Genomic DNA, 18,964 nt, shown 5'->3' with positions numbered 1-18,964 from the left:
GGCGCTAGATCGATCAGTCTTCGACTCTCTTCTTCAGTTCTTTCAGGGCTGCGTCGGTGATCGCCTTCTCAGCCCGCCGCTTGAGCTGGCCGATCATCGGTATCGACAGGTCCACGGTCAGTTCGTAGGTGACCTTGGTCGACCCGGGTGCCTGCTGCACCAACCGGTAACTACCGTGCTGCGCGGTCTGCAGATCGCTGCTGACCAGGTCCCAGCTCACAGAGTGCCCATCGGCGGCCCATTCGTAACTTAATTCGTAGGTGTCCTTGAGGACGCCGGCATCGAGCACGAACCGAACCTGCTTCGCGCGGCCTCCGGGGCCCGGGACGGTCACCTCCACCTTGCGCGCCGCCGAAACCCACCGCGGGTACTGCTCGAAATCTGCGATGACCGCCATGATGTCGGCTGCATCGGCGTTGATCACGATGGATTGTTCGGTGCGGTCGGTCATCGCGAACCTCCCGCGGCCGGTGCACCGGCTGCCGGTCCACCGACGTGACGGGATTGCTCGAGTCGGTCCTTCACCTCGAACGCCATGGCGCGACCGGCCACCCGACCGCGGTGGTTCATCCGCGCCAGCTCGGTCCCGCGTGCCCTCGGCTCGGACGGGAGCGTTCCGGTCGGCTCCGCGTGCAGGAAATAGTGCAGCACGAAGCCGTCGAGCACCCGCTCGAGCCACAGCTCGGTCGTCCCCTCGACGGGGCCCGACACCTTCCAGCGCACACCTTGCTCTTTTCGGTCCTGAACCACGGTCAGCCGCAGATCAGGCCACCATCGGCGCCAATTGGCGCGGTCGGAGATCACCGCGGTCGCCGACTCGGGCGGCGCCGCGATGAAGGTTTGGTCGGCAACCTGGATACTGGTCACCGCATTAGCTTCACATATCGGCGTGCCGGTCCGACCACAACCCTGCCTTGACGGTCCGCCGCGCGGCAGGCGGTCACAGCAGCTGCCGGAGCCGGCCGGCCATGTGCTCCCATCGCCACCGCGACTGGACCCAATCCCGTCCCGCAGCGCCCATCGATGCGCACAGGTCCGGGTCTCCCAACAGAGCGGTCAGGGCATCGGTGATCTCTCTGATCGACCGGCCGTCCACGACCAGACCCGTTTCGCCCTGCTTCACCGTTTCCGGGGCGCCGCCCGACTCACCGGCGATCACCGGGATCCCCGACGCCGAGGCTTCCAGGTAGACGATGCCGAGACCTTCCACATCCAGTCCCCGACCTCTGGTACGCGCCGGCATCGCGAAGACGTCCGCGATGTTGTGGTACGCGGCAAGCTCGTCGGCGGGTACCGAGCCGGTGAACAGAACGTGCTCGGCGACATCGACTTTGCGTGCCAGTTCCCGAAGCCGGTCGGCATCGGGACCGCCCCCGACGATCACCAGCGTGGCGTCACGGATCTCTGCACGGACCTCGGGCAACGCCCGGATCAACATGTCCTGCCCTTTGCGTGGGACCAGCCGGGACAGACACAGTATGGTCGGCGCATCACCGAGTCCATGTAATTGCCGAAGACGTTGTCGGGCAACGTCATCCGGCTTGAACCGTTCGGTGTCCACACCCGGCGGTAGGTGTTCGAGCGCCGCGCGGGGGCCGAATGCCGCACTGAAACGATCCCGCGTGTACTTGCTCACGTACGTGATCACGTCCGTGCCGCGGCCGATCACGCCGAGACCCTGCCGCGCTACCGGAAGCATCGACCAGCCGACCTCGTGGCCGTGCGTACTGGCGATCACACGCTGTGCGCCTGCGCGTCGCACGGCCGGGCCGAGCACCGCCAGAGGGGCTGCCGCTCCGAACCAGACCGTGTCGACCTGATGCGCCCGAACCAGATCGGCTGCCCGCCGCGCAACCGCAGGCGTGGGCAACATCAACGTCGTGGGATGGCGGACGACCTCGTAGTCCTGCGCTGCGTCGAACCGGATGTGGCTGTCCTCGCGCCATCGCGGCGCATAGACGACCACGTCGTCGGCGGGCAACCGCTCGACCAGGTTCTGCAAGTACGACTGGATTCCCCCCTGCCGGGGCGGAAAGTCGTTGGTGACCAACAGCGTACGGTGCATTGGCTCACCGTAGCGGCGATCAGGGTGACGCAGTGAGCCAGCCACGCCACTGATCGACGAGTTCCTCGCGCGAGATCCCCAGAACGATGTTCGAGGCGGTGTCCTGGGACTTGATCACCAGTTCAGGGTCCGTCGGCTGATCAGCCCCGGCCAGCGCCACATAGAAACGTTTGAGTTTGTCGTCACCGAACTTGTCCGCGATGAAGGCCGCCACAGACCACGCGGACTGGTAGGACAACGCCGCGTCGGGACTGCCCGGAGAGAAGTTTGCGTCGCTGGGAAGATCCGCCGGTAGCTCACCGGCTGCGACCTGACCGGCCAGGGTCGGGGCGGCGTCGGCAAGGCGGGTGTACGTCCCTCGGCGGCCGACATATTCGGCCACCCCTTCGGTGACCCAGACCGGGGCCGCCTGAGCGGTGACGGTGCGGGCGGCGACGTGGAACAGCTCATGCCGGAGCACGACTGCGAGTGCGTTCGGATCCAGTTGCGTCGCTTGAGGACTGAAGACCACACGTTGCCCCAGGGCGGTCGGTCCAGCGGGATCGACTCCGGCGAAGATCGAGACGGCCGCGGCAGCCTGCGCGTCGGCGGTCGCAGCACCCGTGAGCGATCGGAACTCGTCGTCGGTGGGAGCAGCGACGATCCCCGCGCCCTGCGGCCACTTGGCGCCCCAGAACTGCGTGACGGCCCAGGTGGCGGCCGGCAGCAGTTCTTCCAGGCGCGCGGTGAAGCCGGTGTCGGACCCGTTGGTCAACACCAAGGACTCCCCCGGCGCGGTGGCGACAGGCGTCGCGGACGGTGAGGGGAACTCCCACACCTGTCCCGCTGGGGCGGGCTGCCCGAACAGCGGCCCCGCATCGGCGACCATCTTCCAGCCCTCCGGGTACTGGGCCATCACCATCGGCAGGTCGAGCACAACAGGGATCGAGTCGATCCCCTCGTAGGCGTATCGCAACTGCACGGGCGCCACCCAGGAGTCGCTGCTCCCCTGCGTGTCGAGGCGCTCCTGTAGTTCGGCGGGAACCAGACGCTCGAAGTCGCGGCTCGCCGACAGTCGGAACTCGAAAGCACTGAGCGGCAGAGCCGGCAGACCCGCTGCCGATGCACCCGTCCGCTCACGCAAGGCAGCGGTCGCCGAGGCATCAAGTTGAGCCAGAGCCGACTCGGCATCCCCCTCGCGCAGGGCATCGGTGTAGGCCTGCAAGGTGAGGGTGACCCCCAGCGACCGGGACTGTTCATACGGGTTCTGTGGACGCGCGGACGGAGTCGCAGCAGGTGAATCGGTATCCGAGTCCGGCGACGTCACCAGCACTGTCGCGACGATGCCGACAACGGCCACGAGCACCACTGCGATCAAGACCCACAACCACTTCCGGCGCAGCGGATTCCGGCGGTCGGACGGGGCGTCCGCTGCCTGTGCGACGTCGAGGTCCTCGCGCTCTGGGGATTCGCGCTCGGAAGTCACTGGTGGTCCGGTGACTTCAGTATCGACGGGCCGAGTTGTACGGGCCGGCTCCGTCGATCGGGGCGACCTTGACCGGGACACCGAATGTCGAGGCGTGCACCACGTAGCCGTTACCGATGTACATGCCCACGTGGGTGGCGTCGGGGTAATAGATGATCAGATCGCCGGGTCGCAGAGCATCTCGCTCCACCGGGCTGCCGCCCGCCAATTGCGCCTGACTGGACCGCGGCAGGGTCTTACCGGCTTGTTTGTACGCCCACACCATCAATCCGGAGCAATCGAACTGATCCGGCCCGGTGGCGCCCCACACGTAGGGATCGCCGATCCGGGTGAGCGCCGCGCGAACAGCGATGACCTCGGGGGCCGTCCCGGCGGGCAACATGGAGGCATCGAACTCGATCTTGGGGCCGGCCAGTGCAGCGAGCTGCTTGCCGGTCAACGACTCGTACATCGCCCTGATCTCGGTGGCCTTGAAGATGCGTTCACTCTGCTTGGCCTGCAGGTCTGCGCTGGTCTTCTCGGCGGCCGCCACTGCCTGCTCGGCCTTCGTCTTCGCGTCCTGCGCCACCTTTTGCGCTTCCAGCGCCTGGTCGTTGGCGACCTTGAACGTCTTGACGTCGGCGACGGTTTGGCGCGAGATCATCTCGAGTCCGGACATCTGGTCGAGCAAGGACTGCGGCGAGTCACTGACGAGGACCGCGTAGAGACGATTGACCCGTGCGCCCCGGTAACTGGCGTTGACCAGTGCATCAACTGCGCCTTGCAGGCTCTCGGCCTGCTTCTCCTGCTCGGCGAGGGTGCGTTCGGCAGCCTGGGCGGCCTCGTTCGCCGCCGCGACAGCGCCGCGCTGGTTGTTCAGTTCGATCGTGGTGTTGTGAATGGCCTCGGTGGCCTGCTCGGCCTCGCGGCCCAGCTGCGTGTATTCGGTGAGCATGTCATCGGGGCTCTTCGGGCCCGGTTCGGCACCGGCCGGCGCACCTGCGCCCAGTGCAACCGCCAACGCCAGCACCACAGCCGCGATCACGGTGTGCATGACGACGGCATAACGCTTCCGCACCACGACGATGAAACTCCTCAACACTTCACGCGGGCCAACCCGAGCCCTTCTACCTCTGTGTGTACCGAACAGATCAGCTGCCCATTCGGTACGTCTTGTTCGACCGATCCCGCTGCACTGACCAACCCGGCCAGGCTACACAGGCCTTCGCCCCACCGAGCGCGGACGGCCAGACTGTCCGCAACCGGGTGATCGGAAGCCATTGGGCGGGTGCCGCTCGAGTGCGGCCCCGCCCAATGGTCGTGTTCAGTTGTGTAGATCAGTAGCGACGGATGTCGACGATCGACTGATCGTTGAGACCCATCCGACCGACTGGCACGCCCTCGGTCGAGGAGTGGACGACCTGGCCGCCACCGACGTAGATGCCCGCGTGGCCGCCACCGTTGTAGATCACGACGTCGCCGGGCTGGATGTTCGCGGCGTCGACGTGGGTGCCACCGCCGAGCTGGCCGTAGCTGTCCCGGGGAATGGTCTGACCGGCCTGCTGGTGCGACCAGTAGACGAGACCCGAGCAGTCGAATGCGCTGGGGCCGGCTGCGCCGTAGACATACGGCGAACCGATCTTGCTCACTGCGGCATCAGCGGCGATCTGACCTGCGGTCTGGACCGGCTGCGCTGCCTGCGGCAGGATGCTGGGGGACTTGAACTCATTGGGAATCTGGTTTTCGGCCAGACCCGGGATCTCGAAGGTTCCGACACCGGGAACGGTGATCGGAGCAGCCATGGCCGGCGCTGCGGCCATTCCCATGGTGCCGAGAGTGATCGATCCGGCGATCAGTGCGCCCCGGGCGCTCTTGATGCCCCGGTTCGGCTGTTGTAAACGATGTTTCGCCACGAAGCGATGTCTCCTGTTTCTTCCCTATCCGCCTACCGGGTTAGCTGTCGGATTCGGGCCGGAAGATGGCCCTACCCGGTGAACCCAGAAGTCTGAAGACCTCAGGGTTCGATGGGATTCACCCCGGATGTGAACTCGCATTCGCATCAGTGGTTCCCCGGTTCACCAGGACGGTGATTGAGCGGCGACCCTACGATCCGCTCCGGTTGGAGTGGACGCTTTCGCAAGGTCTCAGAAAGGTTACGAAACCGTGATGGTCCGTGTCCACTAGGGGACCGACAGGAGACCGACCGGCGTGTCGGGTCATCCAGCTCGCAGATGACCGCCAGATCGGGGAACAAAAACCCTGTTACCTGCGTTGACTGCCACGTCCTGACCGTGACGGTCAGACTTATCGATCATGCCCGCAGCATGGAACACCGCAATGGCGTCATCGATGCGCGCCTGGTGGTCAATAACGAATTCATCACAGCGAACTTCGTCGTTTGCGCTGTTAGGGACACCTACGGGACCCAGGAAAACGGTCATCATGCAGTCGTCGCAGGCGACCCGACGGCCGGGGCAGGTGTTGCAGTCTATGAGCATTGTGATCTCCGTCTCATTCGGTTTAGGGGGCCTTTTCTCAGGGTTCTCAGGGTTCTCCCTGACATCCGAAGCCCTCTGATTCGACCCCGATGCCCGAACGCTAACTCCACGGTCTGACAAGCCATCTCGCGCTGCGCCACCGCGGCGATGTCGGTGGTTCGAACTAATGTTCGCGGTGTGAGTGTTGTTGGTGAGGCTGCTGGGACTCAGCTGTGTTTCGACGATCCCGTACTGGACCACCCCGACGACGTTCCCCTGCGGGAGACCACATTCGTGGTGGTGGACCTCGAGACCACCGGGGGCAGCCCGATGGGCGACCGGATCACCGAGATCGGCGCCGTGAAGGTCCGGGGCGGCGAGGTGCTGGGCGACTTCGCGACACTCGTCGATCCTCAGCGCGGCATCCCCCCACACATCGTTCGCCTCACCGGCATCACCGAAGCGATGGTCTACCAGGCGCCGACGATCGACCAGGTACTCCCGGCCTTCCTCGAATTCGCCCGCGACTCGGTGATCGTGGCGCACAACGCCCGGTTCGACACCGGCTTCCTGCGCGCCGCCGCCACCGAGCTCGGCCACCCGTGGCCGTTTCGCCGGGTGCTGTGCACCGTCAAGCTGGCCCGTCGGGTTCTGACCAGGGACGAAGCGCCGACCGTGAAACTCTCGGCTCTCGCCGACCTCTTCGCCGTCCAGACCCGCCCCACCCACCGGGCGCTCGACGACGCCCGCGCAACCGTCGAGGTGATGCACCGGCTCTTCGAACGGGTCGGCAATCTGGGCATCCACACCTTCGGCGACCTACGCAACTTCCTACCCGGGGTCTCCCGCGCCACGCGGAACAAGAGGGGCCTGGCAGACCACCTGCCGTCAGAACCCGGTGTCTATATGTTCCGCGGCCCCTCTGACGAGGTCTTGTACGTCGGCACCGCAACCGACCTGCGCAAGCGGGTCCGCAGTTATTTCACCGGTTCGGAGAACCGCACCCGGATACGCGAGATGGTCGAACTGGCAACGCGAGTCGACCACGTCCAGTGTGCCCATCGGATCGAGGCCGGGGTACGCGAACTGCGCCTCCTCGGTGCCTACGCGCCGCCCTACAACCGCCGCTCGAAGTTCCCGCATCTCGGCTGGTGGATATGCCTCACCGAGGAGGCGTTCCCGCGCCTGAAGATCAGCCGGACCCCAACCGCGACCTCGGTCGGACCCTTTCGTTCCCGCGCCACTGCCTACGACGTCGCAGATCTCATCGCCGACACATGCGGCCTGCGCACGTGCCGTACCGCACTACGGGCCACTGCACTGCATGTGTGCGAGGTGGGCCCGGGCGGGCGGCGCGTGGTCGGTGGCTGTCACGCGGCCACCACCGAACCACTTGCCGCCGAGGCATACCTCCCCCGGGCCCGAACCGTCGCCAAGTTGTTCAACGGCCGATCCGACCTCCCCGTTCAGCTGGCTCTTGACAAACTCGAGTCGCTCGCCCGAGCCGAGCTCTTCGAGAACGCCGCGCGGTTGCGCGATCGCCTCGACCACCTCATCGCCCACCTGGAACGGTGTCAGCGGCTGGCGGCGCTGGCCCGCATCTCGGAAATGGTTGCCGCGGCACCCGATGGACGCGGCGGATGGGACCTGGCGGTGATCAGGCACGGCCGCCTCGCAAGCGCCGGGGTCGCCGCGCGTGGTGTTCCGCCGATGCCCGTGGTCGCCGCGCTCGCGGCCGCTGCGGAGACGGTGCTCCCCGAACCGGGGCCGCTGTACGGCGCGCCCCACGAGGAAGTCGCGTTGGTGTACCGGTGGCTCACCGGACCAGGTGTTCGAATCGTCTGTGCCACCAGCGGGTTCAGCTTGCCGCGGCACGGTGGCGGCCGGCACGTCCACTGGCGCGACAAGGTGGGTACGGCGCGTCGCACCATCACACTCGAGGGCGACCTAGGCTGAGTCAATGATTACCGCCATCGTCTTGATCCAGACCGATGTTCATCAGATCCCCGAGACCGCTCAGGCTGTGGCCGACATCTCAGGTGTCACCGAGGTGTACTCGTGTGCCGGTGACGTCGACCTGATCGCGAAGATCCGAGTTCGGGACCACGCGGAGATCGCCGACGTCGTCACCGCCGCGATCAGCCGGCTGCCGGGTGTGAAGCACACGGCCACACACATCGCCTTCAAGAGCTACTCCAGCGCCGACGTCGACGCCGGCTTCTCCATCGGCGAGTAGCGAAGGAACCCCCGGTTGGCAGTCCGCTCGGTGGCCCACCGGGGAGCCCGCCGGACAACCCCCATGGAGGGGTGCGTCAGAGGGCGTTGCTCACGCGCACCCAGTTGTCGAGCAGGGTCGCGGCCGCGCCGGAGTCGATTGCCTCGGCGGCCACGTCGATCTGCGTGCGCAGCTGTTCGTGCAGGTCGGCGCCGCGGTCGCGGCGGTAGGCAGCCAGTGCGCCGGCCGCATTGAGCACCACGGCATCTCGTACCGGCCCGGTCGCTCCCGCGAACAGGTCTCGCGCGACCTGCGCGTTGTGGTCCGCGTCGCCGCCTCGAAGTGCTTCCAGTTCGACGCGGGCCAGACCGATGGATGTGGGATCCACCGTCTGCTTGTGCACGGCGCCGTCGACGACCTGCCACACGGTTGATGTCGTTGTCGTGGTCAGTTCGTCGAGGCCGTCATCGCCGCGGACGACCAGTACTGAATGACCCCGATCAGCGAATGTCTGGGCGAGCACCGGCGCGAGATCGGCAAAGGCGCACCCCACCAGTCCACTGGTCGGCTGGGCCGGATTGGTCAGCGGGCCAAGCACATTGAAGACCGTCGGTATGCCGATCTCCTTGCGAGGGGCCGCCGCGAACCGCAATGCGGGATGAAACACGGGGGCGAAACAGAAGGCGATGCCGGCCTGGCCGACACATGTGGCGACGCCATCGGCGGTCAGCGCGATCTTGACGCCCAGCGCCTCCAGGACATCGGCGCCACCGCTCTTCGACGACGCCGCGCGGTTGCCGTGCTTGACCACCGGTACACCGGCTGCGGCCACCACCACCGATGCCATCGTCGAGATGTTCACCGTGTTCGACCGGTCGCCTCCGGTCCCCACGATGTCGACGCAATCGCCCGTTGTGGGCACCACGCTGGAGTGCGCGAGCATCCCCGTCGCCAGTCCCAGCAATTCCCCGGGGGTCGGCCCCTTGAGTTTCATCGCCACCCCGAAGGCGGCGATCTGCGCTGGGGTCGCGTTGTCGGTCATGATCTCGGTCATCGCCCACTCGGCACCATCGGGATCCAGGTCGTGGCCATCGGCCAGAACACCGAGAATCTGCGGCCACGTACGGGCCGGAACGTTCGAGTGGGTCACAGTGGCAGCCTAGCCACCCCCCGCAACCTGATTCGTCGGCGGTTGCAGCACCTGCCAGCCCACTACAAAGCCGCCGTGTCGCTGGGCCAGACCCGCCATCCGTGAGCGTTCCTGAGACACGTGCAGGGCATCGATCAGCTGGACGCGAGCCAGTGCCACCACCTCGTTGCCGCCGGCTGCCTCGACACCTATGCCCGGCGGAACCGGAACGGGTCCGTAATGGTCCTGGGCCGCGAGTTCCAGAGCCCTTTGGACAACCCCGGAGGGCAGCACCAGCAGGTGCCGCAGAACCGACTGTTCGTGCTCGCGCCAACCGGAATCGGCCAGCACCGACGACGCCGCCTCCGCGTCGTCGAAACTCTCGGCTGTCACCACAAGAGACGGATCGTCGGCAGACAACTCCCCGTTGAGCTTTCGGCCACCGGCGAGTCGACCGGACCATCGTTTCCACCGGGACACTTCGACCGGATTCCCGTTCACGTCGCGAGGCACCCCACCAGCCTCCCAGGTGTGTGATTTCCAGCTCTCGGACACGCCGGGAACAGGGCATATGCACCCGTCTACCTGGGTCGGTGCGACCCGCCGAAAAAAATTCTGGACCCAAGTAGTCAGCGCTTACTACGAACCGTCATACTTCTGGGGTGACTAGCGCTGCAGCACCCACAGGATCAGCTATCACCCAGCGCGTGCACTCGCTGAACCGACCCAACATGGTCAGCGTCGGCACGATTGTGTGGCTTTCGAGCGAGCTGATGTTCTTTGCCGGATTGTTCGCGATGTATTTCGTCGCGCGAGCCGGAAACTACGGCAACTGGCCGATGGAGCCCACCGAGCTCAACCTGACGTTGGCGATCCCGGTGACCACCGTGTTGATCCTGTCGTCGGTGACATGCCAGCTCGGTGTCTTCGCCGCCGAGCGTGGCGACGTCTTCGGCCTTCGCCGGTGGTACACGATCACCCTGATCATGGGCGCGATCTTCGTCGCCGGTCAGGCGTACGAGTACTACCACCTGGTTCACGAGGGCACGACGTTGTCGTCGAGCGCCTACGGCTCGGTGTTCTACATCACCACCGGGTTCCACGGCCTTCACGTCATCGGCGGTCTCGTCGCCTTTGTCTTCTTGCTGATCCGCACGCGGTTGAGCAAGTTCACCCCGGCTCAGGCAACCGCCGCGATCGTCGTGTCCTATTACTGGCACTTCGTCGACATCGTCTGGATTGCCCTGTTCGCGACCATTTACTTCATCCGGTAACGCGCACCACACTTCAGCCCAGGCAGAGTCAGTCCGCTTAGCAGAGAGACACAGATGAGTTCATCTCCCCCACCCACCTCACCCGGGGATTCGGTTGAGGGCGCCCTGAGCGAGGGCGCAGGCAGGATCGACGCGAAAAAGGCCAAGGCACGCCGCAAGTTGCGACGTCGCGCGTCCGGCATCCTGCTGTTGCTCGCAGGTCTTGTGGTCGCCGGAGGCCTTGCCACCGCGATCACCCCGGACCCGCAGGTCGCCAAGGCGGACAGCGAGTCGAGTGCGGCGCTGATCCAGGATGGCCGCAAGCTCTACGAGACGTCCTGCATCACGTGCCACGGCGCCAACCTCGAAGGTGTGCTCGACCGCGGACCGTCGCTTGTCGGCGTCGGCGATGCGTCGGTGTACTTCCAGGTCTCGTCCGGGCGCATGCCCGCGGTCCGTGGTGAGGCTCAGATCCAGCGCAAGCCGGCCAAGTTCACCCAGGCCCAGATCGACCAGCTCGGCGCCTACATCCAGTCGGTCGGCGGCGGCCCGCAGGTCGTGTACGCCAAGGACGCCAACGGAAACGTCATCTTCGAAGACGGTTACCCGGTTGTCGAGCAGGAGCAGTTGCGCGGCGAGAACATCGGCCGCGGTAGCGAGTTGTTCCGGCTGAACTGCGCGTCGTGCCACAACTTCACCGGTCGCGGTGGCGCACTGTCGTCCGGTAAGTACGCGCCGGTCCTCGACCCGGCCAACGAGCAGCAGATCTACACGGCGATGTTGACCGGACCGCAGAACATGCCCAAGTTCTCGGATCGTCAGCTCACCGAAGAGGAAAAGCGCGACATCATCGGCTACGTCAAGTACGCGACGCGTCCGGAAGCACCGGGCGGGTACGCCTTGGGCGGCTTCGGACCGGTCTCCGAGGGAATGGCGATGTGGGCTGTCGGCGTAGTGGCTATCGTCGCCGCCGCGATGTGGATGGGATCACGCACATGAGCGATCAGCACAAATCTGTCCCCACCCAGGACGAGCTCGATGGGATGAGCCAGGACCAGCTGGTCAAACTCGGAACCAATCTCGACGGTGTGGAGATCATCCACCGTCGCGAACGGTTCCCCGAGCCCGGCAGCAAGGCGGAAAAACGCGCGGAGCGGTCGGTCGCGCTCTGGTTCCTGCTGGCCGGTCTGTCGGCAGTGGCCTGCTTCATCATCTTCATCTTCAACCACTGGGAATTCGTGATGCCCGGTGGAGACCACTACTGGCAGTACATCTTCAACACTCCCCTGCTGGGCGTGACCTTCGGATTGTCGATCCTCTCCATCGGAGTGGGCGCCATCCAGTTCACGAAGAAGTTCATCCCCGAGGAGATCTCGGTCCAGGACCGCCACGACGGTGGCTCCACCGAGGTCGACAAGAAGACCGCTGCCGCCATGCTCGGCAACACCGTGACGTCGTCCACGATCGGTCGTCGCAAGATGATCATCGGTGCCGGACTTTTCGGACTCGGAACCTTCGCGGTCACCGGCCTCGTCGCCCTGGTCGGCGGAATCATCAAGAACCCGTGGGCCGAAGGCAAGGACTCCCCGCTCTGGAACACCGGGTGGTCGCCGATCCACAACTCGCCCGAATCCCCCAACGAGACGGTCTTCCTGCGTCGCGACACCGGCAACCCACACCAGGTGGTCCTCGTCCGGCCGGAAGATCTCGATGCCGGCGGCATGGAGACGGTCTTCCCGTGGCGGGTCTCCGATGGTGTCGGAGAGACGGAAGAATCTCGGCACAAGCTCCTCGAAGGACTGCGTGCGGTGGACAACCCCGTGATGTTGATCCGCCTGCGCCCCAACGATGCGGCCAAGGCCATCAAGCGCAAGAACCAGGAAAGTTTCAACTACGGCGACTACTTCGCGTACACGAAGGTCTGCTCGCACCTCGGTTGCCCGGCATCGCTCTTCGAGCAGCAGACCAACCGAATCCTCTGCCCGTGTCACCAGTCTCAGTTCGATGCCCTCGAGTACGCCAAGCCGATCTTCGGTCCAGCTGCTCGCGCGCTCGCGCAGTTGCCCATTACTGTGAATGAACAGGGTTATCTGGTGGCGGCCGGCGACTTCATCGAACCCGTCGGGCCGGCGTTCTGGGAACGCGGCCAGGGGAAGGACAGACCATGAGCAAACTCGCGCAACGCGCAGAAGAGGTCGACAGCCGGTATCACCTGGCGCCCGGTCTCCGTCGGCAGATCAACAAGGTCTTCCCCACCCACTGGTCCTTCCTGCTCGGCGAGATCGCGCTCTACAGCTTTGTGATCCTGCTGATCTCGGGTGTGTACCTGACGTTCTTCTTCGATCCGTCGATGAGCGAGGTCGTCTACAACGGCGCCTACGAACCGCTCAACGGCGTGATGATGACCAAGGCGTACGCCACCACACTCGACATCTCGTTCGAGGTCCGTGGCGGTCTGTTCGTCCGACAGCTCCACCACTGGGCAGCACTGCTGTTCGCTGCGTCGATCATCATCCACATGGCGCGCATCTTCTTCACCGGTGCGTTCCGCCGGCCGCGCGAGGCCAACTGGGTCATCGGCTGCATGCTGCTGCTCCTGGCGATGTTCGAGGGCTTCTTCGGATACTCGCTCCCCGACGACCTGCTCTCGGGCACCGGCGTCCGCGCCGCCATGTCGGGCATCGTCCTCGGAATCCCGCTTGTCGGTACCTGGATCCACTGGGCCTTGTTCGGCGGTCAGTTCCCGGGCGACATCATCATTCCGCGGCTCTACATACTGCACGTGCTGCTTTTCCCAGGCATCATCCTGGCCCTGATCGGTGCACACCTCGCACTGGTCTGGTACCAGAAGCACACTCAGTTCCCCGGCCCCGGCCGCACCGAACAGAACGTTGTCGGCGTCCGCATCCTTCCGATCTTCGCGGCGAAGGCCGGTGCACTGTTCGCGGTCACCTTCGGCTTCCTCGCGATCATCTCCGGCATCTTCCAGATCAACCCGGTGTGGGTCCTCGGGCCATACAACCCGGCACACGTGTCGGCCGGTTCGCAGCCCGACATCTACATGATGTGGACCGACGGACTTGCCCGCCTGATGCCGGCGTGGGAGGTCTACTTCGGAAACGCGTACACGATCCCAGCGATCTTCTGGGTGGTTGTTGTCATCGGGATCATCATCACCGTGATGTTCGCCTATCCCTGGATAGAGAAGCGCCTCACCGGCGACGATGCTCACCACAACCTGCTGCAGCGGCCTCGCGACACCCCGGTGCGCACAGGTATCGGTGCGATGGCACTCGCCTTCTACATCGTGCTCACCGTGTCGTGCATGAACGACATCATCGCGTACAAGTTCCACATATCTCTCAACGCGACCACGTGGATGGGACGTATCGGCCTGATCATCGTGCCGCCGCTCGCGTACTACATCGCGTATCGCTGGGCCCTGGCCCTGCAGCGCAGTGACCGCTTTGTGCTCGAGCACGGCATCGAGACCGGAATCATCAAGCGTCTCCCGCATGGTGAGTACATCGAGCTGCACCAGCCGCTCGGACCTCTGGATGATCACGGTCACCCGCTTCCGATGCCGTACGAGGGTGCAGCGCTGCCCAAGCGGATGAACAAGCTGGGCTCGGCCGGGCAACCCGGTAGCGGTTCGCTCCTGGTGGCTGACCCACCGGAGGAGCAACAGCGTCAGATCGAGCTCGACAGCGAAGCCCACCACGTCGAGAAGGACGCGCTGCGCGCTCTTCAGGCTCGTGGCGGAAGCCCGTTCACCGACTGATCTGCAACATCACAAAGAATCCGGGTCCCTATCGGGGCCCGGATTTTTTGTGCCTTGCACCTGTTGTGACCCGGGTTCTTTGGGCCCGGATTCTTTGTGCCCCAAGTTTTGTGAATGGACAGGTGCCTAAGAGGTCGCACCTCTCCCCTACCCCACCGCCAAGCTCACGATCGGTGTGGACAGAAGGATGCGTCCTGAGCGGCCGACAACGACGGGGAGGACTGGAAACCACCGGGAGCCATTGCGTCCAGTCAGGAGACGATCTGGAACCGGGACTCCCCATACGGGAACAACATGAGCAGGTGTGGGTACATCGGCGGCGCTACAGGGCCGCCAGACTCACCAGAGGTCGCCGGAGCGCCAGTCGCACAGCAGACGACCATCGGGCCGTCCGATCTCCCCGAAGACGTGAACCCCTCCACGGTCGTCGGGCGTCGTGATCGGGCCGTCCGGCGTCAGCGCCCCGAGCTCGCCCACCCAAGGGCGCCAGCCTCGTGCGCGATAGAGGGCTTCGCCTGCCGCGCTGGCGCTGAGCGCACCGAAGTCGTAGGCGCCGAGGACTATTCGCTCGCACGCTTCCATCACCTGATGGCCGAGACCCTGTCGTTGTCGCGTGGGGTCGACTGCGACCGCTTCCACATAACCGACGCGGAGCGGTTCGGCGTCGACGACCATGGATCTGGCCACCACGGCCGCATGGGCCACCACGTCGCCGCCGTCGGACGCGACCATGACGTGCAGGCCGCCGAGGGCGTGGTCGTAGTCGGTGTCTGCGAACTCACCATCGAAAGCGCGGTCGAAGAGCTCGCGCAGGTGGCGGCGCTGCATAGCACTCAGCTCCCAGGTGTGCCGTATCTCTACGGACATCCCAGGAGCTGAGTGCAAAGAAGATTCGATGTTGTTCTGCTGGTCAGTGCTTTTCTTGCCCGGTGTGGTACTCGAACACCAGGCCGGCGACTGCACCGATGATGCAGGCGGCTGCGAAGCCGACAAACCAGAAGTTGCTTGTTGCCATGGCCACGGCGAGCACTGCAGCGCCGAGCGCGATGACGACGGGCCACCAGCTGCCGGGACTGAAGAATCCCAATTCGCCTGAACCGTCGGACACCTCGGCGTCTTCGTAGTCCTCGGGTCGGATGTCCACGCGGCGAGCGACGAATCGGAAGTACGTTCCGATGATCATGGTCAGGCCGCCGGTCATGACCAGACCGGTGACACCGACCCACTCGACGTTCTTGCTGGACAGCCCGCTGGCCAGCCCGTAGGCGATGGCGACCAGGAAGAAGAACCCGGTGAGTACCTCGAAGAGGCGCGCTTCAATTCTCATCTCGTGGCTCCTGGGTACTAGTTCGAGGCCGTCTGGGTGCCGCGGCGGGTGTCGAAAGGCTTGGTGGTCAGCGCTGTGGCGGGCTCACCGATCGATTCGAGTGCCTGGGCGTTGGTGGCGTTCGGGTTCGAGTCGCGGAACTGGATGTAGCGATCGAACTCCTCGGGACTGACAGCACGCACCTCGAAGTTCATCATCGAGTGGTACGTACCGCACATCTCGGCACAACGCCCGACGAAGGCGCCTTCGCGGTCGATCGAGCTGACCTGGAAGCGGTTGTCGGTGTGGTTCTCCTCCGGGAAGGGGAACACGTCGCGTTTGAAGAGGAACTCGGGAACCCAGAACGAGTGGACAACATCGTTCGAAGCGATCTCGAACTCGATGCGCTTGCCGGTCGGCAGGACCAGGACCGGGATCTCTTCGGAGTTACCGGTGGTCTCGATCCTGTCGTACATGAGGTAGTCGCGGATGTTGTTGCGCTCCGCGTCAATTGCGTTCTGCTCGTTGTGGCCGGCCTGCTCGGCCTTCTCGCCGGCGTGCTCTTCCAGCTCGGCACGCTGGTTCTCGTACGGGTTCTCGCGAGCGCCGTCGTAGCGGGAGCCGTCTTCCAGCTGCACCGTGCGGTAGCCGAACTTCCAGTTCCACTGGAAGGCAGTGACGTTCACGACCACGTCTGGATCGGACTTCTTCGCCTCGACATCGTTCTGCACGATGATCGTGAAGTAGAAGAGCACCGCGATGATCACGAACGGGATGGCCGTATAGGTCAACTCGAGCGGCACGTTGTAAGCGGTCTGACGCGGGAACTCGTCGCCACCGGGCTTCTTGCGGTGGAAGGTGACGGTCCAGAAGGTCAGCGCCCACACGATGATTCCCATGACGAGGGCAGCGATCACCGACCAGGTCCATAGGTGACGCATGCTTTCGGCCTCGGGCGTGATGCCCTCGGGCCAGCCGAACCGCATCACTTCTTCAGCGCTGCAGCTCGACAGCATCATCGCGCCGACACCCAAGAACAGGGTCGCGCTGATCTGCTTGATTCGACGTCCGCGGTGCTGACGCTTAGTCGATGCCGGAGGTCGCCCACCGTGTGCCAATTTCACGCCTTCCTACCCTGCCCAGACTGCAAACAGCCACACCGCCACCCACGATTGGTAGCTCGTGTACTACGCAGCGTAGACCAACCGCCCGCAACATTCGTATCGGGGTTTGGGTTCGTGTCACCGACGCCCGGAATGCCGAGGATGCGCATGGGCCGGGCGGGCGGGGGTGGCCGTTGTTGCGGCATACTCGGGCATGTTCGAAGTGCTGTCCTGAGGACGAATTGAGGCTTTTTCGTGTGTGGTCTGCTAGGTCTGTTGTCCAGCGACGCGTCTGCGGGAGAGTCTGCCGAATTGGTGGCCGCGGCGTCGCACTGCATGCGCCACCGTGGGCCTGACGAGCCGGGTGGAACGTGGCACGACGCCGATGTCGCCTTCGGGTTCAACCGTCTTGCATTCATCGACATCGAGCACTCGCATCAGCCGCTGCGCTGGGGTCCCGCGGACAATCCGGAGCGGTACGCGTTGGTCTTCAACGGCGAGATCTACAACTACCTGGAGCTTCGTGAGCAGCTGAGCCGGGAAGAGGGCGCAGAGTTCCGCACCCAGGGTGACGGTGAGGCCATCGTCGCCGCCTTCCATCACTGGGGTCCTGACGCGGTCGCCCGGCTGCGTGGCATGTTCGCCTTCGCGATCTGGGACACCGAACAGCGGTCGATGTTCATCGCCCGCGACCCTTTTGGCATCAAACCGCTCTTCATCGCGACGGGCTCGGGCGGAACGGTCTTCGGCAGCGAGAAGAAGAGCCTCCTGGAACTCCTCGACCGGATCGGTGTCGCGGACGGTCTCGACCCCCGCGCAGTCCAGCACTACACGGTGCTGCAGTACGTACCGGAACCAGAAACCCTGCACGCAGGCATCCGTCGCCTCGAGTCAGGCAGCTACGCGACCATCAAGCCCGGACAACGACCGCAGGTGCGCAGGTATTTCACACCCCAGTTCAAAGTTCGCCCGTTCACGCCAGACACCCAACAGAAGCGATACGACGAGATCGCCGCAGCGCTCGAGGATTCGGTCGCCAAACACATGCGTGCCGACGTCACGGTGGGTTCGTTCCTCTCCGGAGGCATCGACTCGACGGCCATCGCTGCGCTGGCGATCAGACACAATCCGAACCTGATCACGTTCACAACCGGGTTCGAACGCGAGGGCTACTCCGAGGTCGACGTGGCCGCCGAATCGGCCGCGGCCATCGGCGCTCGGCACGTTGTCAAAGTCGTCGGACCTGCCGAGTTCGCCGCCGCGATCCCGGAGATCGTGTGGTACCTCGACGACCCCGTCGCCGACCCGGCTCTGGTGCCGCTGTATTTCGTGGCGAAGGAAGCACGTAAGCACGTCAAGGTGGTCCTGTCCGGAGAAGGAGCCGACGAACTCTTCGGCGGGTACACGATCTACAAAGAGCCCTTGTCGCTCAAGCCTTTCGAGCGGCTACCCCGAGGACTGCGGGTGGCAGCGGGCCGGTTGTCGGACCGCATACCCGAGGGCACGCGCGGCAAGAGCCTGCTGCACCGCGGCTCGATGTCGCTCGAAGAGCGTTACTACGGGAACGCACGCAGCTTCGACGACGCCCGGCTACGCGCTGTCCTGAAGGATTTCCGACCGGACTGGACCCACACCGACGTCACGGCTCCGATCTACGCAACCTCGCAGGGATGGGACCCGGTGGCGCGGATGCAGCATCTCGACCTGTTCACCTGGCTCCGCGGCGACATTCTGGTGAAGGCCGACAAGATCACCATGGCGAACTCGCTGGAGTTGCGGGTTCCCTTCCTCGACCCCGAGGTGATGCGGGTCGCCGAGGCCCTGCCGTTCGACGAGAAGATCTCCCACGGCACCACCAAGTACGCGTTGCGGAAGGCCCTTGAGCAGATAGTCCCGGCGCACGTCCTGCACCGCAAGAAGCTGGGCTTCCCCGTTCCGCTGCGTCATTGGCTGGCCGGAACCGAACTCTACGACTGGGCTCAGCAGACCGTCGACAAGTCGCAGACCGAGCACATCTTCAACAAAGACGCGGTGCGGCAGATGCTGACGGAGCACCGCGCCGGAGTGGTCGACAACAGTCGACGACTCTGGACGGTGCTGATCTTCATGGTGTGGCACGGGATCTTCGTCGAGGGCACCATCACGCCCCAGATCGAAGACCACCGCTACCCCGTCAAGCTCTAGCCCTCGG

At 64.8% G+C, this 18,964-nt stretch carries 18 protein-coding genes and 1 riboswitch; of the genes, 7 read left to right on the top strand and 11 right to left on the bottom strand.

Annotated features, from left to right (window positions below):
• Nucleotides 1–13: 13 nt before the first annotated feature.
• The 6 genes from KXR83_RS15495 to KXR83_RS15470 all read right to left on the bottom strand — a co-directional run bounded on the left by KXR83_RS15495 (nt 14) and on the right by KXR83_RS15470 (nt 5,422).
• Complete coding sequence (locus tag KXR83_RS15495; protein ID WP_023953741.1) at nt 14–451, bottom strand: SRPBCC family protein; 438 nt, start codon at nt 449–451, stop codon at nt 14–16.
• Nucleotides 448–867 carry an SRPBCC family protein gene (locus KXR83_RS15490; RefSeq protein ID WP_437425570.1) on the bottom strand — a complete coding sequence of 140 codons (420 nt, stop codon included), beginning with the start codon at nt 865–867 and terminating at the stop codon, nt 448–450. Before KXR83_RS15490 ends, KXR83_RS15495 begins: the two co-directional genes overlap by 4 nt.
• A gap of 73 nt (nt 868–940) precedes the next feature.
• Nucleotides 941–2,065 (bottom strand): glycosyltransferase family 4 protein, encoded by a 1,125-nt coding sequence (locus KXR83_RS15485; RefSeq protein WP_437425569.1) that lies wholly within the window; start codon nt 2,063–2,065, stop codon nt 941–943.
• 19 nt (nt 2,066–2,084) lie between these two features.
• Nucleotides 2,085–3,530: a hypothetical protein gene (locus KXR83_RS15480; RefSeq protein WP_437425568.1), complete on the bottom strand. Its 1,446-nt coding sequence runs from the start codon at nt 3,528–3,530 to the stop codon at nt 2,085–2,087.
• A gap of 16 nt (nt 3,531–3,546) precedes the next feature.
• On the bottom strand, nt 3,547–4,590 hold the full coding sequence (locus KXR83_RS15475) for an NlpC/P60 family protein (RefSeq protein ID WP_437425567.1): 1,044 nt from the start codon (nt 4,588–4,590) through the stop codon (nt 3,547–3,549).
• 256 nt (nt 4,591–4,846) lie between these two features.
• Nucleotides 4,847–5,422 carry a C40 family peptidase gene (locus KXR83_RS15470; protein WP_437425566.1) on the bottom strand — a complete coding sequence of 192 codons (576 nt, stop codon included), beginning with the start codon at nt 5,420–5,422 and terminating at the stop codon, nt 4,847–4,849.
• A gap of 14 nt (nt 5,423–5,436) precedes the next feature.
• Nucleotides 5,437–5,616, bottom strand: a riboswitch (cyclic di-AMP (ydaO/yuaA leader).
• Nucleotides 5,617–6,154: 538 nt separating this feature from the next.
• Between KXR83_RS15470 and KXR83_RS15465 the strand changes: the two genes are divergently transcribed.
• Both KXR83_RS15465 and KXR83_RS15460 read left to right on the top strand, forming a co-directional pair.
• The gene (locus tag KXR83_RS15465; protein WP_437425565.1) at nt 6,155–7,942 is read left to right on the top strand and encodes a DEDD exonuclease domain-containing protein; all 1,788 of its coding nucleotides are present in this window, start codon (nt 6,155–6,157) and stop codon (nt 7,940–7,942) included.
• Between the two features lie 4 nt (nt 7,943–7,946).
• Complete coding sequence (locus KXR83_RS15460) at nt 7,947–8,222, top strand: Lrp/AsnC family transcriptional regulator (protein WP_023953755.1); 276 nt, start codon at nt 7,947–7,949, stop codon at nt 8,220–8,222.
• A 76-nt stretch (nt 8,223–8,298) separates the two neighbouring features.
• On the opposite strand, the gene trpD is transcribed toward KXR83_RS15460, so the two are convergent.
• On the bottom strand, nt 8,299–9,351 hold the full coding sequence (gene trpD, locus KXR83_RS15455; protein ID WP_437425564.1) for an anthranilate phosphoribosyltransferase: 1,053 nt from the start codon (nt 9,349–9,351) through the stop codon (nt 8,299–8,301).
• A 9-nt stretch (nt 9,352–9,360) separates the two neighbouring features.
• Entirely contained in the window at nt 9,361–9,843 is a 483-nt protein-coding gene (locus KXR83_RS15450) for a hypothetical protein (protein ID WP_437425563.1), read from the bottom strand.
• A gap of 149 nt (nt 9,844–9,992) precedes the next feature.
• On the opposite strand from KXR83_RS15450, the gene ctaE reads away from it, so the two are divergent.
• Genes ctaE through qcrB form a run of 4 tightly spaced genes read left to right on the top strand, consistent with a single transcriptional unit; the run spans nt 9,993 to nt 14,364 of the window.
• On the top strand, nt 9,993–10,604 hold the full coding sequence (ctaE, locus tag KXR83_RS15445; RefSeq protein ID WP_081729571.1) for an aa3-type cytochrome oxidase subunit III: 612 nt from the start codon (nt 9,993–9,995) through the stop codon (nt 10,602–10,604).
• Between the two features lie 54 nt (nt 10,605–10,658).
• The gene (qcrC, locus tag KXR83_RS15440) at nt 10,659–11,582 is read left to right on the top strand and encodes a cytochrome bc1 complex diheme cytochrome c subunit (protein WP_437425562.1); all 924 of its coding nucleotides are present in this window, start codon (nt 10,659–10,661) and stop codon (nt 11,580–11,582) included.
• A complete protein-coding gene (qcrA, locus tag KXR83_RS15435; protein ID WP_437425561.1) occupies nt 11,579–12,751 on the top strand; it encodes a cytochrome bc1 complex Rieske iron-sulfur subunit in 1,173 nt (390 codons plus the stop codon). The genes qcrC and qcrA overlap by 4 nt, the downstream gene beginning before the upstream one ends.
• Nucleotides 12,748–14,364: a cytochrome bc1 complex cytochrome b subunit gene (gene qcrB / locus KXR83_RS15430; RefSeq protein WP_437425560.1), complete on the top strand. Its 1,617-nt coding sequence runs from the start codon at nt 12,748–12,750 to the stop codon at nt 14,362–14,364. The genes qcrA and qcrB overlap by 4 nt, the downstream gene beginning before the upstream one ends.
• Nucleotides 14,365–14,703: 339 nt before the next feature.
• Here the strand turns inward: qcrB and KXR83_RS15425 are convergent, their stop codons facing one another.
• From KXR83_RS15425 to ctaC, 3 genes are read right to left on the bottom strand one after another with little or no spacing between them, the layout of a single operon-like run.
• Nucleotides 14,704–15,231 carry a GNAT family N-acetyltransferase gene (locus KXR83_RS15425; RefSeq protein ID WP_437425559.1) on the bottom strand — a complete coding sequence of 176 codons (528 nt, stop codon included), beginning with the start codon at nt 15,229–15,231 and terminating at the stop codon, nt 14,704–14,706.
• 43 nt (nt 15,232–15,274) lie between these two features.
• Nucleotides 15,275–15,691, bottom strand: coding sequence for a cytochrome c oxidase subunit 4 (locus KXR83_RS15420; protein ID WP_023953767.1), 417 nt, complete (start codon nt 15,689–15,691; stop codon nt 15,275–15,277).
• 17 nt (nt 15,692–15,708) lie between these two features.
• The gene (gene ctaC, locus KXR83_RS15415) at nt 15,709–16,731 is read right to left on the bottom strand and encodes an aa3-type cytochrome oxidase subunit II (protein ID WP_437425848.1); all 1,023 of its coding nucleotides are present in this window, start codon (nt 16,729–16,731) and stop codon (nt 15,709–15,711) included.
• A 297-nt stretch (nt 16,732–17,028) separates the two neighbouring features.
• Between ctaC and asnB the strand changes: the two genes are divergently transcribed.
• Entirely contained in the window at nt 17,029–18,957 is a 1,929-nt protein-coding gene (asnB, locus tag KXR83_RS15410; RefSeq protein WP_437425558.1) for an asparagine synthase (glutamine-hydrolyzing), read from the top strand.
• Nucleotides 18,958–18,964 lie beyond the last annotated feature (7 nt).

It is taken from the genome of Williamsia muralis (genome assembly GCF_051487485.1).
In the GTDB taxonomy this organism is placed as follows: Bacteria; Actinomycetota; Actinomycetes; order Mycobacteriales; family Mycobacteriaceae; genus Williamsia; species Williamsia muralis_B.
This window is presented reverse-complemented; position numbering and strand designations above follow the sequence as displayed.

What these genes read in the sequence shown, in the direction of transcription:
- KXR83_RS15485 (WP_437425569.1), bottom strand. Translation starts at nt 2,065, where the DNA reads ATGCACCGTACGCTGTTGGTCACCAACGACTTTCCGCCCCGGCAGGGG.
- qcrA (WP_437425561.1), top strand. Translation starts at nt 11,579, where the DNA reads ATGAGCGATCAGCACAAATCTGTCCCCACCCAGGACGAGCTCGATGGG.
- KXR83_RS15465 (WP_437425565.1), top strand. Translation starts at nt 6,155, where the DNA reads ATGTCGGTGGTTCGAACTAATGTTCGCGGTGTGAGTGTTGTTGGTGAG.
- KXR83_RS15420 (WP_023953767.1), bottom strand. Translation starts at nt 15,691, where the DNA reads ATGAGAATTGAAGCGCGCCTCTTCGAGGTACTCACCGGGTTCTTCTTC.
- qcrC (WP_437425562.1), top strand. Translation starts at nt 10,659, where the DNA reads ATGAGTTCATCTCCCCCACCCACCTCACCCGGGGATTCGGTTGAGGGC.
- KXR83_RS15425 (WP_437425559.1), bottom strand. Translation starts at nt 15,231, where the DNA reads ATGTCCGTAGAGATACGGCACACCTGGGAGCTGAGTGCTATGCAGCGC.
- KXR83_RS15495 (WP_023953741.1), bottom strand. Translation starts at nt 451, where the DNA reads ATGACCGACCGCACCGAACAATCCATCGTGATCAACGCCGATGCAGCC.
- qcrB (WP_437425560.1), top strand. Translation starts at nt 12,748, where the DNA reads ATGAGCAAACTCGCGCAACGCGCAGAAGAGGTCGACAGCCGGTATCAC.
- KXR83_RS15460 (WP_023953755.1), top strand. Translation starts at nt 7,947, where the DNA reads ATGATTACCGCCATCGTCTTGATCCAGACCGATGTTCATCAGATCCCC.